This is a genomic window from Anaeromusa acidaminophila DSM 3853 (genome assembly GCF_000374545.1).
Lineage (GTDB): Bacteria > Bacillota > Negativicutes > Anaeromusales > Anaeromusaceae > Anaeromusa > Anaeromusa acidaminophila.
In genome coordinates, this window is sequence record NZ_KB894582.1 from 234,158 (window position 1) to 249,301 (window position 15,144).

Annotated in this window: 11 protein-coding genes; 7 read left to right on the top strand and 4 right to left on the bottom strand. The window is 50.3% G+C overall.

Annotated elements, in window-relative coordinates; all coding sequences use genetic code 11:
* The first annotated feature begins 110 nt into the window (after nucleotides 1-110).
* Nucleotides 111-3,173: a bifunctional diguanylate cyclase/phosphodiesterase gene (locus C508_RS19255; RefSeq protein ID WP_018701706.1), complete on the top strand. Its 3,063-nt coding sequence runs from the start codon at nucleotides 111-113 to the stop codon at nucleotides 3,171-3,173.
* A gap of 98 nt (nucleotides 3,174-3,271) precedes the next feature.
* Complete coding sequence (locus C508_RS0101230) at nucleotides 3,272-4,120, top strand: hypothetical protein (protein WP_018701707.1); 849 nt, start codon at nucleotides 3,272-3,274, stop codon at nucleotides 4,118-4,120.
* Nucleotides 4,121-4,405: 285 nt separating this feature from the next.
* On the opposite strand, the gene C508_RS0101235 is transcribed toward C508_RS0101230, so the two are convergent.
* Nucleotides 4,406-6,022, bottom strand: coding sequence for a putative polysaccharide biosynthesis protein (locus tag C508_RS0101235; RefSeq protein ID WP_018701708.1), 1,617 nt, complete (start codon nucleotides 6,020-6,022; stop codon nucleotides 4,406-4,408).
* A gap of 266 nt (nucleotides 6,023-6,288) precedes the next feature.
* Here C508_RS0101235 and C508_RS0101240 point away from each other — a divergent pair, with 266 nt between their 5' ends.
* The 5 genes from C508_RS0101240 to C508_RS19260 all read left to right on the top strand — a co-directional run bounded on the left by C508_RS0101240 (nucleotide 6,289) and on the right by C508_RS19260 (nucleotide 10,201).
* A complete protein-coding gene (locus tag C508_RS0101240; protein WP_018701709.1) occupies nucleotides 6,289-6,594 on the top strand; it encodes a DUF2325 domain-containing protein in 306 nt (101 codons plus the stop codon).
* 20 nt (nucleotides 6,595-6,614) lie between these two features.
* Complete coding sequence (locus tag C508_RS0101245; RefSeq protein WP_018701710.1) at nucleotides 6,615-6,866, top strand: hypothetical protein; 252 nt, start codon at nucleotides 6,615-6,617, stop codon at nucleotides 6,864-6,866.
* A 102-nt stretch (nucleotides 6,867-6,968) separates the two neighbouring features.
* Nucleotides 6,969-7,391: a flavodoxin gene (locus C508_RS0101250; protein ID WP_018701711.1), complete on the top strand. Its 423-nt coding sequence runs from the start codon at nucleotides 6,969-6,971 to the stop codon at nucleotides 7,389-7,391.
* A gap of 107 nt (nucleotides 7,392-7,498) precedes the next feature.
* Nucleotides 7,499-8,341, top strand: a complete 843-nt coding sequence (locus tag C508_RS0101255; RefSeq protein WP_018701712.1) for a DMT family transporter — start codon at nucleotides 7,499-7,501, stop codon at nucleotides 8,339-8,341.
* Between the two features lie 165 nt (nucleotides 8,342-8,506).
* Nucleotides 8,507-10,201, top strand: a complete 1,695-nt coding sequence (locus C508_RS19260; RefSeq protein WP_018701713.1) for a sensor domain-containing diguanylate cyclase — start codon at nucleotides 8,507-8,509, stop codon at nucleotides 10,199-10,201.
* Here C508_RS19260 and C508_RS20475 read toward each other — a convergent pair.
* From C508_RS20475 to C508_RS0101275, 3 genes are all read right to left on the bottom strand, one after another.
* Nucleotides 10,198-10,347 carry a hypothetical protein gene (locus C508_RS20475; protein WP_018701714.1) on the bottom strand — a complete coding sequence of 50 codons (150 nt, stop codon included), beginning with the start codon at nucleotides 10,345-10,347 and terminating at the stop codon, nucleotides 10,198-10,200. The two genes, C508_RS19260 and C508_RS20475, sit on opposite strands and share 4 nt — an antisense overlap.
* A gap of 213 nt (nucleotides 10,348-10,560) precedes the next feature.
* On the bottom strand, nucleotides 10,561-13,725 hold the full coding sequence (locus C508_RS0101270) for an efflux RND transporter permease subunit (RefSeq protein ID WP_018701715.1): 3,165 nt from the start codon (nucleotides 13,723-13,725) through the stop codon (nucleotides 10,561-10,563).
* The gene (locus tag C508_RS0101275) at nucleotides 13,722-14,999 is read right to left on the bottom strand and encodes an efflux RND transporter periplasmic adaptor subunit (protein ID WP_018701716.1); all 1,278 of its coding nucleotides are present in this window, start codon (nucleotides 14,997-14,999) and stop codon (nucleotides 13,722-13,724) included. Before C508_RS0101275 ends, C508_RS0101270 begins: the two co-directional genes overlap by 4 nt.
* Nucleotides 15,000-15,144 lie beyond the last annotated feature (145 nt).

Consider the following 15,144-nt stretch of genomic DNA (forward strand, 5'->3'; position numbering starts at 1 on the left):
CAGGAGCTTTTTTGTTATAACTGGAATAGTATGAAGAAATTATAGTATGAGAAAATCGATGAGAAACAAGCACAACGGTCCAGCATTTTGCGGCGGGAGTTGATGGTGTTATGTGGAATCGAATTTCGTATCGTAATAAATTGTTGCTATGGGTCATGCCGGTGCTGCTTCTGGGTTTAGTCGGCTTGGCCTCTGGCGCCTATTGGTACAATCACAAAGTGGTGGAAGAAAAACTGACTCAAAGTATGCTGGCGACAGCGGAAAAAGCGGCCGCTGGTCTTGAGTTGTGGTGTCGCACGTTGGTCGTGGAACCGGAGACCATTGCAGCGACGCCTGCAGCGAAAGCAATTAATGAAAGTTTTGCACGAATTGATGCGCAGAACTTGAATCGAAAGAAATTTTTACAAGCCCACTACCCAGATTTGTTTTTGGATATTTACGCGGCGAATCGGGAAGGCATATACCACTCCTTGTATTTAGAAGGGACTGAAGGGCGTATCTATGTCGGCAATGTTTGGAGTCGAGAGTATTTTCAGTCCATTATGGCAGGCGGCGGGACGCAGTTAACACCGCCGCTGCTTTCAAGGACGACAGGGAAACCAACTATCTTTGCGGTTGCGCCTATTTTGGATGAGAATGACAAGCCCCAAGGCTTGGTGGGAGCCGGAATCTCATTGGATTATGTAGAAAAAATGGCGCAAAGCATGCGCGTTGGTGAAACCGGCTATGGAATTATTGTCGCGAAAGACGGCACCTTTCTTTATCATCCGCGCCGTGATTTTATCATGGCTAAGCGTATTAGCGAATTCCCTGATGAAACGATTCAAGAGCTGGGACGGCGGATGCTAAGCGGCGGTTCCGGCGTATATCGTTATGAGTTTGAAGGACAGAAAAAGGTCGCTTTTTACGCGGCTGTACCCTTTGCCGGCTGGTCGGTGGCGACTACTATTGAAGAAGCGGAGCTGCTGGCGCCGCTACGGCAGATGCTGCAATTTTTATTGGGCATTACGACGTTGCTATTGGGCGTTGTGGCTCTTATTTTGTGGCTGGCAGCTGGGCGCTTGACGCAGCCGTTGCGGCAGTTGGACCAACAGGCTCGGCGTATTGGCGAAGGAGATTTGGAGACGCCTTTGCTGCGACTGGATTCGGAAGATGAAGTGGGGCGTTTAGCTGCAGCTTTTCGTTATATGGTGGATATGCTGCGGCAGATGATGCGGGAATTAGAGCTAAAAAATCAAGACCTAGCAGAGGCGCGCAATCGTTTAGAGCAGAAGGTTGCGGAAAAGACGCAGGACCTCATGGCTTCCAATGAAGAATTGACGGCCATGAATGAGGCGCAGGAAGATGCTAATAGCCGCTTGGAAGAGGAAGTGGAAATGCGGCGTCAGACCAGCGAACGACTGCAATTGCGAGAACGGCAATATTTGGCGGCGATGGATTTAGTGACGCGTCCTGTCAGCGAAAGCAGTCAGTGTTTGGAGATCATTTTGCGCAATGCCTTAGAATTGGTTGAAGCGCCAAGCGGTTATATCGGCCTTTATGACGCCAATGCGCAGGAATTTGTGCTGCATCATGCCAAAGGCCTGCATGCTCAGCGAATTCAAAAAGCCTTTCCCATGGGAATTGGCATGCAAGGACAGGTCTATGCGAGCGGGGAGCTTTTATATGTAGAGGATTACCGGGTGTACCCAAAGCGCATCAGCGATATGTATTTGTCCAATATGACGAATATTATCATGCTGCCCCTAAAAAACGGTTCTGGCGTCTGCGGCGTATTTGCCGCCAGTTGGGAAGATGAAGTGCACCATATTCAAGAGGAAGATGTGGAAACGCTTCGGCAATTTGCCGACTTGGCCTCGGTGCTGTTGGAACGGGTGCAAGCGCAGGAAGTCATTCGGCATATGGCTTTTCATGATTCGCTTACAGGCTTGCCGAATCGGGCCGGGCTGCAGGAAAAATTGAGAGAGGAGCTTATCCTTAACAATGAAGGAAAGAAAGGAGCGCTTTTCTTTATTGACATGGATGATCTAAAAGCAATTAATGATAATTTTGGACATTCCAGCGGGGATCATGTAATTATTACTGCCGGGAACATTCTGTGTCGGGTTTTGGGCAAGGAAGCTTTTGTTTCGCGATTGGGCGGGGATGAGTTTATCGCTTTGGTTCCTGGCTTGGGACGAAGCGAAGCTGGCTCTGTAGCGGAGCAGGTTATTCGTGAATTAGGTTGTGAGTATGCAGTGGCGGGAAGAAAGGTGCATTTGTCGGCTAGTTTGGGTGTTGTTTTATATCCGGAAGACGGAGAAACCGCGGAAGAACTTCTTAAACGGTCGGACAGCGCCATGTACGCCGCTAAACGGGCTGGAAGAAACTGCTGGCGCTTTTACGAAACCGCCCTGTCGGATGAGGCGTATGAGCGGATGGCCCTGACCAACAGCTTGCGACGGGCTCTGGAAAACAAAGAGCTGTTTTTGCAGTACCAGCCGCAGCTTGATTTGGTTTCAGGCCGTGTGAGCGGTTTTGAAGCGCTGCTGCGTTGGCGAAGTGAAGAGCATGGATTTGTTTCACCAGCTAAATTTATACCTATTGCTGAAGAATGCGGTTTGATTTTGCCGATAGGCGCATGGGTATTGGGAGAAGCGGCTCGTTTTGCGAAACGTTTGGAGGCGAGAGGCTTTGGGGCGGTTCATGTTGCGGTCAATATATCGCCAAAGCAATTGCTGGCTGCGGATTTTGTCGAACAAGTACAGGAGGCCTTGGCGCGTGAAGAGGTTGCTATGGAGCAAATCGTTTTAGAAGTAACCGAGGGGATTATGATTGAATCTATGGAAGAAAGTATCGGCAAGCTGTGGGAATTGCGGAAAATGGGATTGCTGTTAGCCTTGGACGATTTTGGTACAGGTTACTCTTCCTTGACCTATCTGAAACATCTGCCGATCAACATTCTAAAGATGGATAAATCGTTTATTAATGTCGAAGAAATGGAAGGAACCCAGGAAGAAATGATTGCTTCCATTATCTCTTTAGGCCATACGTTAGGCATGGTTTTAGTGGCGGAGGGCGTGGAAACCGAGGTGCAGAAAGAGGTATTAAAGCGGCGCGGCTGCGACTGTTTGCAAGGGTATATTTTCAGCCGCCCTGTAGATGCCGAAGAAGCTTTAAAATTTTTAATGTAAAATATTGCCATGGAAGTTGTTTTCAAAGAAGAAATAAAGGTACATCGCCGATAATAGTCAATAAGGATTTCTATATTGACGCATAAGGAGGCGAAACCATGAATGTTTCTTCAGTAACAAGCAATTGGTGGCAATATCTGCAACGGTTGCAGAATAGCGCTACTGCCGATCAAGAGACCGCTACGCAAACCGCAACTACCACTACAGAAACAAAATCTCGGTATGAAGGTCAGGACAGTGAGACGGCTGCGGCATTCTTCAGCGGACTCATGAGTCAAGGGTTAGTGCCGGTAGCGAACACCACCAGTTCAGACACAACTGGAACCAGCAGCGATAGCAGTTCTTCAGCTACTGTGTCGGCGGTGACATCGGCTTCTAGCACAGGAAGTTCTTCTGATCTGGATTCAATTTTGTCCTCTTTTCTGGATAAGGTTAAATCGGGAACTGTGACGGAGGATGACTTGACTGCGCTGCAGAGCGCGCTAAATGCATCCGGCGACGCCAGTGCGGTAGCTGTACAGCCGCCGCCACCGCCGCAACGTGATAATAGTGATGAATTGGAAGCACTACAAAACCTTCTGGCAAGTTTGAGCGAGTCAAACGAAGAAAGTGATTCTACAGCAGCGGTATCTGGTACAACGGCATCGTCAACTGATTCGACGACGTCTTCTTCTGACTCAACGACATCGACCGATTCGACCAGCAGTACGAGCAGTAACACGTTCAGCTTGGCTTCGTTTTTGCAAAAAGTGGAAGACGGCACCGTCACGGATGATGATTTGAGTGAATTGGCGGACCTTCTTAAAGAGATTGAAGCCGAGAGCCAAGCGGCTTTTATGCCTCCGCCGCCTCCGCCGCCGATGCAAGTGGCGGCCAGCGCCTATGACACCAATCAAAGCTACAGCGTAGCTAGCACGGATAGTACTACTGCTGCGCAGAGCGTATAGCCTTTCGGGGAACGCAGAACGAACAAGAGAACCAGAGTGACCGGAGGGTACGCAAGAGGAATACGAAACAAAGTAGGCATAATAAAAAGCCGCCTTCTGGCGGCTTTTTATTATGCTTTTTTGCTATACCAGGATTTATAAACGAACCGCGAAATACACGAAATACGCGAAATGGTTTAATAGTGTATACTCACAAATCCTCACTCTACTCACTTTACTCCTGTTAAAATTTCCGTACTCCGCAACCCTCAGTCGAACCCTCTGTGACTCCTGTGCGATTTTTCGTTACTTCACTCCCATGCGCAGCAAGATGGTTGCCAGGCGACGCCCCAGAAAGGGAACCTGCTCGGCGTCGGCCAAAGTAAGGCCGCCGCAGGCCAGCAGAATAACGGCATATAAGACTGTCGCTAGGAGAATCAAGGGGAGCAGAAGCCAAGCAAGGGGGATATTATAGGACAGTAAAAAGACGAGAACTTCATAGATTGCAGCAGACATAAGCAGCGTAGCTAGTATGGTTTTTCCCAATTCCGCCCAATCCGTGCGAAACCCGGTGTGACGGGAAATCCAATAGTAGTTGAGCAGGGCGGCAACGCCGAAATCTGCATTCGTAGCCCAGGCGGCGCCGCAGATGCCCAGCGAAGGTATGGCAGTGAGCACATAGTTAAGGACGACCTTTACTACGGCGGCTAGGCCCATGTTGATAACAGGCAGTGTCGGGCGGCCCAGTCCCTGCAGGACGCCGGTAGTGACCTGGTGTACGCCCAAAAGGTAAACGCCAAAGGCCAGCACTTGAATGACGTCTCCGGCTTGTGGCGCGCCATAGACAACCGTGGCTACCGGTACTGCTAAAACGTACAGAGCGCCGGAGGCGGGGAATATAACGAGATTGGTCATGCGTATGGCCGTGGTAATGCGGTTCTGCACTTCCTGCCGTTGCCCCAAGGCAGCGACGGCAGAGACGGAAGGTACAATACTAGTAGCCAGAGCGGCGGTCATCATGGTAGCTAGATTTACCAAAGGGACGCCCATGCCCGTAAGATAGCCAAACAGTTCGGTAGCTTGAGTGATGCTGTAACCGGCCGCTTCCAGACGAACCGGTACGATGAGCAAATCCAAGTTGGCAACGACAGGCAACATTAAGCTGGCTAAGGATACTGGCAAAGCTAATTTGAAAAGACGTTTAAACAATCGCCCCAGGGATTCAGCGGGTGTTGTTGTAGACGAAATAGCTGTCGAGATGGTTTTTTCTTGGCGGCGTAAGCGGGCGTAATAGTAGAGCAATACCGCCAACCCGGCAGCGGCGCCGGCGGCAGCGCCCAAGCTGGCCCCGCCAGCGGCAAAGGCAAGGCCTTGGGGCAACAGCAGGCTGGCAAAAAAAAGCATGGCTAAAACTCGGAAAAGCTGCTCGACGATTTGCGAAACCGCAGTAGGCGTCATGTGTTGCCAGCCTTGCAGATAGCCGCGCAAGCCGGCAATGAGAGTGACCAGAAAGACGGCTGGGGATAAGGCTAGTAGAGAATAATAAGCGCGTCCGTCGCGGATAAAGCCGGCGTCAATGAGCCAGGCGGCCCCCCAGTACATCGCCAAACTCAAAATAAGACCAGTGGCGGTGAGAAAACAAAAAGAAGCTCGGAAAAGCTGCCGTCGTCCCAGAACGTCATTTTTAGCGATTTTTTCGGCGGTGAGGATGGAAATGGCAACAGGGATGCCTGCCGTGGAAAGGCTCAGGGCCAGCAGGTAAAGGGGAAAAGCCATTTGATAGAGGCCGATTCCTTCGCCGCCGAGGACCCGAGAAAGAATAATCCAGTTGAGAGAACCGATGACCTTAACAACCATACCTGCTGCAGTAAGGATCAAAGTACCCTTAAGAAGTCGGTTGCTGGTACTTTTTTCTTGTGTCATGAAGTGCAATCATCCTTTTTGGAAGTCGTTTGAACGCGATTTTTTTGTATAGGTAACATACAGAAAGCAGTATCTGCCGATGCTATATATATAAAACCATGTTTTGGGCGCAATAGGAAGTCTTTTTTTTATTTTCGAGGTTGACTCGATCAAAAGGATGAAGTAATATAAAAACAACGACAATGATAATCAATCTCAAATATGAAATTAAATTATAAACTATGCAGTACTTCGAACAAGAAAAACGAGTAGAAGGAGGAAACAAGATGTCGGTAATGGTGGTTGGAGGCGATTATTTAGGGGTAATTGAAAAAAATCTTTATTCTTTGGGAGTCACTAAGCTAGTTCATATCGATGGGCGCAAACCTATGAAAAGAAACCGCTTAAACATTCCCAAACAAATTTCCTGTGTTTTGGTGTTTACTGATTATGTGAATCATAATATCGTGAAAATTGTTAAAGATGCAGCTAAAACACAAGGAATCCCTTCTTTCTTTACAAAACGCTCTTGGGGAGCGATGGAGGCGGCTTCTATGCACGATGAATTGCTAAAGCTGCAAGAGGCGAATTAAATTACGAAGGAGGCTTTGACATGTCCTTATGGATTCATACGGATTGGCGTGAAGCGGTGGTTCAGATTCACGGCTTAGTGAAGCCTGAGCATGTGGAGGAATTTCGGCAGCGCTTGCTGGCCTGCGTGGCCCAAGGCTATCGCCGCATTGTGTTGCATGCAGAGCAGACCGTATCCAGGGAATGCGAAAAAATGTTAGATGAAGTAGATCATCAATTGATTTGGCTTGGCGGCGCTTTGATTCGAACCTGGGAGGAGCCGGATTTTGCATAAGCCGGAAAAAGATAATGATGAGAACTGCTAGAGAAAGTCTTTGAACTTCGTTTCATGAGTGCATGATACGGAGTTTATTTTATTTGCAGAGGAGTAAAACATATGAAAAAAATTGCAGTAATTTATTGGAGCGGTACCGGGAATACGCAAGCGATGGCGCAGGCTGTAGCAGATGGGGCCAAGCACGACGGAGCGGACGTAGTTCTTTTAGAAGCGTCGGCCGCATCTGCGGCCGACGTTGCTACTGCCGATGCGGTGGCGTTCGGGTGCCCGTCTATGGGGGCGGAAGAATTAGAAGAAACGATAATGGAGCCCTTGGTAGCCGAATGTGAATCGGCGCTTTCCGGCAAATCATTGGCATTGTTTGGCTCTTATGGTTGGGGAAATGGAGAATGGATGCAAGAATGGGAAAGCCGTATGCAAAAAGCAGGTGCGCAAATCGTAGCGGAAGGATTGATTGTTAATGGCGCCCCGGATGCAACTTCTTTAGCACAATGTGAGGCGTTGGGAAGGCAATTGCGCTAACGCCAGATATAGTTATTGGAAGCGTTATTCCTATCAAGGAATAACGCTTTTTTCTTTGCTTCTATGCTACAATAAAAAAACAGTGTATAAAGGCGGAGGAAAAGACAGTGAGTAGTGTAACGCGCTTGCAGGGGTTGGCTTTGTTATTTGCGACAGCGGTGTTGTGGAGCACCAGCGGTATAGGAATAAAATGGGTGGATTGGCATCCCTTGGCGATTGCCGGAGCGCGTAGCGGTATTGCGGCTATCGTAGTTTGGGCGGCGTTTCGCAAAACGGAGCTATATTGGAACCGGTCGTTAGTTATCGGCGGTATTGCCAATGCGCTTACGGTTCTTCTTTTTGTGTCCGCTACCAAGATGACAACGGCAGCTAACGCTATTTTGTTGCAGTATACCTATCCCGTATTTGTCGCCGTGCTGGGAATGATGTTTTTGCAGGAGAAGCCGCGCCGGGCGGATTGGCTGACTATGGGAACTATCTGCGCCGGTATGGTGCTGTTTTTTCAGGAGCAAATGTCCCCGGGACGCTTAGAGGGAAATGTACTGGCTATTGGCAGCGGCGTGACTATGGCCGTAATGGTGGTAGCGCTGCGCAGGCAGAAGGAAGGATCTCCCTGGGGGTCGGTGGTGTTGGGGAACGTGCTGGCTGCGTTATGCGGCTTGCCTTTTTTCTTTGACGGCGGGCCTGGGAAGGAAGGCTGGCTGGTGCTAATCGCCTTAGGCGTGGTACAGCTTGGCTTGTCCCATGTGTTGTATTCTATCGCGATTAAGCAGGTAACCGCCTTAGAGGCGTCCATTGTTACCATGATAGAACCTTTGCTCAATCCCATCTGGGTATTTTTACTCTTAGGAGAGCAGCCTGGCATGTGGTCATTAGGAGGCGGCGGCATTATATTGACGGCAGTGGCGGTGCGATACGCGCTGCCGGAGTTGAGACGAAAGCTGCGCTAAAATTGAGCGTATTCTTAGTGGTTTTTTGGTTTTTGTTTTGCAAAAATGTGCTTGAAAAATCAGAATAAATCCCTTGAAAGAAAGGATTTGTAAAAATAAAGCGAATTAGTATATAGATATACACTTTGCCTGAAAATAGCTTTTGCCAGCCAGGAGGATACTTGTGTGAGCAAAAAGTGGCGGCGCCTGCCAAGCCGGGTTTGGCAGGGTCTGAGTATGCGGAAAAAATTAGGCTTGGTCTTTGCTGTTTTGACGGTAGCGCCCTTGCTGTTGACCACTTTTTTGACATGGCAATCGTATGGGAAAGCTATGCAGGAAACGGTAGTGGAACGGAATCGCCAGTTAGCGGAGCAGATAGGTTCTGATCTGGAGTGGGTTTTTGCGGAAAAAATGCGCTTACTGCGGATGATGGCAAAAACCGCTGCGGTTCGCTCCATGGATGCGGAGCGGCAAAATGAAGCGCTGCGTCAAATGGTGCTGCAGTATCCGGATATACAGCTGGCTGTGGTGGCGGATGCCCAGGGCCATCAGATCGCACGTTGGGATGGACGGATGGAAGAAGCGCAGACCATTTCCTATTGGGATCGGCCTTATTACACAGAAGTTTTGAATACGGGAAATACAGCCATTTCCGATGTGCTGCTGGCGAAAAGTACGCAGAAAATGGGAATTGTTGTAGCAGAGCCTATCATGGTAAATGGTCGTATTGAGGGAGTATTGATCGTTAATATCGAGCTTCGCTCGCTGCTGAACCGTATTGGAGCGACAACGGTAGGAGATTCAGGCTACGCCTATGTGGTAAACCGCCACGGGCGTATGATCATGCATCCCGATTTGGGCCTGATAGCCGAAGGGGTGGACGCATCGGCTTTGCGGCCCGTGCAAGAAGTGTTGGCGGAGCATAATGGTTCCCTTGAATATGAGGATGCAAAAGGCACTGTGTTGTTGGCCAGCTATCGATTTGCACCGACGACCCGCATGGGAGTTGTGGTGCAGCAACCGTTGCAGGAGGCGATGGAGCCGGTTGCCGTCTTGAAATGGGTAGTCTTGGTCATTGCCTTGCTTTCATCCGCATTGGCAGCGGCAGGAGCGCTTGAGTTGGCGCGCACCATGGCTAAGCCGCTGGTGCGTATTTCCGAGGCTACGCGCCGTTTGGCAGCTGGCGATTTGAGCTTTCGCTTGCCGGTAACAAGCAAGGATGAAATCGGGCAATTGGCGGCTAATTTTAACGACATGACCGAGCAGCTATTGCATCGTGACGAGGCTTTAAGTCATATTCAAGGAGAATTGGAGCGGAAGGTAGCGCTGCGTACACGAGAATTGCAAGCGTTAAATGAAGAGTTACGGCGCATTTCCCGGGCTGACGGCTTGACGGGCTTGGCTAATCGACGCTATTTTGATGAGTTTCTACAGCGTGAATGGCTGCGGGCCAGACGAAGCCAAGAATGCATGGCGTTAATCATGATCGATGTGGATGAGTTCAAAAGCTATAATGATTATTATGGACATTTGCGCGGTGATGACTGCTTGCGTTGCATCGGGGCGGCGTTGGTGCAAACCGTCAAACGCAGCAGTGACTTGGTAGCGCGTTATGGCGGCGAGGAGTTTGCCGTGGTTTTACCAGAAACGACAGAAGAGGGGGCCTTGGAGGTGGCGGTGCAGATTCAACAGGCTGTGGCCGCTGCCTGCATTCGCCACGAACGTTCCCATAGCGGCGATTTCATTACCGTTAGTATGGGCATCGCCACGTTTACGCCGCAAGGAGATACAACGCATCAAGAGCTTGTTGCTGTGGCGGACCAGGCCCTGTACCAGGCTAAGCGGCAGGGGCGAAATTGTATTTGCATCGGGAGCCACTAGGCAGGAGCCGATAATTTATGAGCATCTCGCGGCAGCGGGGTGCTTTTTCCGCTATACGTCGTCAGAAAGCCTCGGCAGAGCGCCGCTATGCCTGCGTTTTCTTCCTCGTCTGGCGAAAAAATCTCCCCCGATGCCGGAGCGCTCATTCAATTAGCGGCTTCCTAGAAATGGGGCTTAGTATTTTGGAAAATGATAAGTTAATATGCAAAAGCAGGCTGCGATCGTTCTTTATGTGAACGGTTACAGCCTGCTTTTTTATAAAGACAGTATTTGAAAATTTTATCTCATAACCCTCATGCGTACCCTCTCTTTAAATACCAAAGACGTCGGTTGCCATGCCATCCATGGCGCAACCGACCCTAGCTGCGTCCGGCGCCGTCGTACTCTTGTTTAATTTCTGTTCCTCGTCTTCCCTTCAGCAGCGATAACACAAATTGCTTGAATCTGGCGAATGGGTGATGGGTTTCCAGATGCAAGAAGATGATGGGAATAATGATCAGCGTAAAGACGGTTGAGGATAGCAGGCCGCCGATAAGTACCCAGGCCATGCTGACGCGGGTTTCCGAACCGGCGGTCATGGCTAGCGCCGTGGGCAGCATGCCGACTACCATAGTCAAGGTGGTCATAAATATGGGCTTGAGTCTGGTTTTGCCGGCTTCAATGATGGCGTCCTTGGCGGTGAAGCCTCGTTCCATCAAGGTTAAAGTATAGTCTAAGAGTAACGTGCCGTTTTTAGCGACAAGGCCGTCCATAACCAAAATACCAATCAGCGAATACAGGTTAATGGTATTGCGGGTAAAGGCCAAGAACAGCAGGGAGCCGATCATGCCTAAGGGCAGAGAAAACATGCGGATAAAAGGCGTAGAAAGCGATTCGTAGAGAACCGCTAATAGCATGTAGACCAGCAGTAGCGAGAGGAAGAGGGCTTGCGCCATTTCGCCAAAAGTAGTTTTCATATTATCAGCCTGGCCGGTAAAACGGTAGGTGACGCCGTTGCCCAGTTCATTAGGCGTCAGTTGACGACTGATGTCGTTGAGCACTTCTTGAAGGGCCCGATCAGTGATGTTGGCGGCGATGTTGATAGATTCTTGCTTATCAACGCGGCGCAACATAACCGGGCCAACGCCGTCTTCGATACGGGCTACGTCACTGAGGCGGATAAGCCCTTTGCCTCCTTGGACGGGGATAGAACGGATGTCAGAGGCTCGGAAGCCGTCGCTGCCAGCCAAACGGACGTAGATTTTAGTGTCTTGGCCGTTGTTGTTGGGATCATTGACAAAATACCCGGCTTGAATGCCGGAAATGGCCCCGCTAAAGACGGAGTTGACGTCATTAACCGTCGTATTATAGAAACGCAAGCGTTCTCGGTCGGGAAGAATGCGCAGTTCCGGCGCTCCTTCGCTGTAGGAACTGCGGACATCCTTGATTCCGTTAACTTGGCCTAGCAATTCTTGGACGCGGTAAGAGGCTTTGACTAGGTTATCCAGGTTGCTGCCGCGCAATTCGATTTGGACCGGAGAGCTATTGCCGCCCCCGCCGCCGGTGCCTGTGCCGCCGGAAACGCCAGCGATGGATGATTGAGTCTCACTGACTTGAACGATGGCTTCCGGGTATTTGCTGCGCAGCTCTTTGCGTACCTGGTCCGTGATTTGCCAGACGGTACGGCTGCGATTCTGGCGATCGGAAAGTTGTACGCTGACACTGCCGTAATTGCCGGCGGGAGAGCCGACATTGGAAAGGTAATGAGTGATTTCAGGGATGGTATTTAGGTAGGCTTCGACCACAGCCAGGCGTTGGTTGGTCTGATCGATGTTCTGACCAGTGGGAAACTGCATGTTGACGCGAAAGCTGCCTTCATCGGTTTTAGGCATGTATTCCGCGCCGATGACTCCTAAGGGGATAAGGGAGACGGTAAAGATAAATAAAACTAGGATGGCGGTCAATAGGGTTTTAGGGCGTTCCAGGCTGCGACGCAGCGCTTTTTCGTAGAAGTTGATGACTTTGGCCTCCCAGCGGTCCAGCCGTTCCCAAATGCGCCCGGTAGGCTCTTGCAGGCCGTGGCGGAAGAGGCGAGAGGCCATCATGGGTGTTAATGTGAAGGAGATGAACAGCGAGCAAAGGGTGGCGAAGACGATGGTCAAGCCAAACTGGCGGAAATATTGTCCAGTCATGCCGTTCATAAAAGCAATAGGCATAAAGACAACGACGTCGCACAAGGTAATGGCGATCGCGGCCATGCCGATTTCCGTACGACCGTCCTCAGCGGCTTGAAACGAGTCTTTTTTCATAGCTAAATGCCTATGTATATTTTCAAGGACCACGATGGAATCATCCACAAGGATGCCGATGCAAAGCGCCATGCCCATGAGGGACATCATATTGAAGGTAAAGCCGGCGATGTACATGACGAAGAACGTGGAAATGAGCGAAGTAGGAATGGCCACCAGTACGGCGACGGTAGAGCGCCAGCCTCGCAAAAAGAAGTACAGCACAAGACTGGTGGTGATCAGGCCTTCGATCAAAGCCTCCAAGGTATTGGTTAATGAGTTTTCCACAAAGCGCGATGAGTCGGTAACCATGACGAATCGGTAGTCAGGGTATTCCTTTTCTAGCGACTTTAGCTGCTCCTTAGCGGCTTTGGCGGTGTCGACTAAATTGGCGTCACTGTTCTTATAAACGGCCATGGAAATGACATCTTGGCCATCCGTGCGGGCGTAGCGCGTAACGCGAGCGTCTTGCTCTCTAACAGTAGCCAGGCTGCTTAGAGGAATACTGACGCCGGCGTTATTGCTAACATGAATGCGGGAGAGTTCTTCGGGCGTTGCGTATTGCGCCATCAAACGAACGCTGGTTTCCTGGCGATCATTAAATACGGAGCCTGCAGGAGTGAGAAGATTTTCCTGTTCGATGCGTTTGGCGATCTGCGATAGAGAAATGTTGAAAAAATTGAGCTTGTCCTTCTGGATTTCTACGGCAACTTCCTTATCGCGGCCGCCAAAAAGTTGTACGTCGGAAACGCCGCCGGCGCGCTGCATACGTTCCAGAAAGACATCGTTGGCCAGGCTGTAGATATCGGCCAAGGGCTTATCGGCGATGACGGAGATTTCCATGATTGGCGCCGCGTTGACGTCGCGCTTCATGACCACTGGCTGGTTAATGCCTGTTGGCAGGCGGTTTAATGCGGAATTGACATATTCTGAAGCGTTAATGGCGGCGGTATCCGTATTGGTCCAAAACTCAAATTCTAAGATGATCTGGGCTTTTTCCGGACGGGACACCGAGGTCATGTGCTTGAGATTGGACAAACCGGAAAGAGAGTTTTCCAGAGGCTTAATGACAGTCTGCTCAATTTCCTCCGTGCCGGCGCCGGGATAGTTTACCGTTACGGTGACATAAGGAATATTGAGGGCCGGCAGTAACTCCACGCCGATGCGCCAAAAGCTGAACAGGCCCAGTACGACTAAGAGCATGACGATCATGGAAATGCCGATCGGCTTTTGAATAGAAAAGCGGGTCAGGTTCATGACGCGTCACCTGCCGCGTTTAGAGTTACCGGATGCGGCGAGATTACCATATCCGGGCGCAGACGGGAAAGGTTGGAAACGGCAATATTGTCTCCTTCTTGTAAGCCCTGAAGGATTTCTAGCTGCCGGTCGCCGCGGGCGCCTACCTGCACCGTGCGCTGTTCGATTTTGTTATTGCCGTTGATGACAAACACATAGGTTTGGCCGTTCTTTTCTAATAGAGCTTCCTTGGGAATGACCAAAGCCTGTTGGCGAAGGGGTAATTGTAAAACTACGCGGGAAAAGAGACCGCCGCGCAGAGTGGCCGGCAAGGGGGGCAAAAGGGAAATGCGCAAAGAAAACGCCAGTGTCTGGGTATCAATAGACGGGCTGATGTAGGTAATGGTCCCCGGCAGAGATTGGCCCAGCGCTTCTAGCTGCACTTGTACCGGCATGCCCAGGGAAAGGGCGGCTAAATCGCTTTCAGCTACTTGGCAGTCGACATACATTTGGCTGTTGTCAACAATGCTCAGCAGTTTTTGGCCTGCAGCTGCCAGATTGCCCACTTCCGCCTGACGATAGCCGATGGTGCCGGAGCGAGGCGCGCGCAGCAGCAGATCAGAACGCTGTTTTTCCATGGCTTGTACGGTATGTTGCGCTTTTTGAGCTGCCGCCTGGGAGGACTGAATAGAGGCGGCCTGGCCGTTTTGCATTTGGTTAGCAAGGGCGTCTAAGGCGCCTTTGGCGTCGGCGGTTTGCTGCTGGATAGATTCCAACTGTTCCAGAGAAATGCCGCCTACATTGTAGAGGCGTTGGGAACGTTGTTCTGTTGCTGCCGCTTTGCGGTAATCCGCCTGGGCCTTTTCGTAGTTGGCATAGAAAGAGGCTTGGGTTGTAATGGCGTCTGCAGAGGCTTGGCTGTAAGCCGCTTGGTTCTGGGCAATCGAAATATCCGCATCTTGCGTATCTTGAACCAGTAAAATATCTCCTTCCGCGACTTGCTGCCCTAGCTCCACATTAACCGCTAGAATCCGTCCTTGGTATTTTGCGGCTAAATCGACTTGGGAGAGAGGAACCGTTTGTCCGGTTAAGGAAATGCGCTTGTAAAGATCAGCGCGGCTGATGGTGAGCATGTCAACGGTGGTCTGCTGTTTGCCGCTGGTGTCGCGCGGCGCGTCTTTGGCGGTAAGTAGGTAAATTCCTCCGGCCAATACCAGTAACAGCAGAAAAAAGCCAAGGCCTTTTTGGGCCTGTTTATTTGTATGTAAGATGGTTTTTAGTTTTGCTACGTTCATGGGATCATTGCTCCTCTCCGGTGATTTTCATTTTTATCATAGCATTGAATAGAGACGCAAACAATAAGTTGCTTAAGCAACTAAAATCAAAAACTAACATAGAACTGGAGATTAATGGTAAATTATTGATTTTACGCTTATCTTA

Coding starts and splice junctions, on each gene's coding strand:
- C508_RS0101245 (WP_018701710.1), top strand. CDS start 6,615: ATGTCCTTATGGATTCATACGGATTGGCGTGAAGCGGTGGTTCAGATT.
- C508_RS0101240 (WP_018701709.1), top strand. CDS start 6,289: ATGTCGGTAATGGTGGTTGGAGGCGATTATTTAGGGGTAATTGAAAAA.
- C508_RS0101250 (WP_018701711.1), top strand. CDS start 6,969: ATGAAAAAAATTGCAGTAATTTATTGGAGCGGTACCGGGAATACGCAA.
- C508_RS0101275 (WP_018701716.1), bottom strand. CDS start 14,999: ATGAACGTAGCAAAACTAAAAACCATCTTACATACAAATAAACAGGCC.
- C508_RS0101235 (WP_018701708.1), bottom strand. CDS start 6,022: ATGACACAAGAAAAAAGTACCAGCAACCGACTTCTTAAGGGTACTTTG.
- C508_RS0101270 (WP_018701715.1), bottom strand. CDS start 13,725: ATGAACCTGACCCGCTTTTCTATTCAAAAGCCGATCGGCATTTCCATG.
- C508_RS0101230 (WP_018701707.1), top strand. CDS start 3,272: ATGAATGTTTCTTCAGTAACAAGCAATTGGTGGCAATATCTGCAACGG.
- C508_RS19255 (WP_018701706.1), top strand. CDS start 111: ATGTGGAATCGAATTTCGTATCGTAATAAATTGTTGCTATGGGTCATG.
- C508_RS20475 (WP_018701714.1), bottom strand. CDS start 10,347: ATGAGCGCTCCGGCATCGGGGGAGATTTTTTCGCCAGACGAGGAAGAA.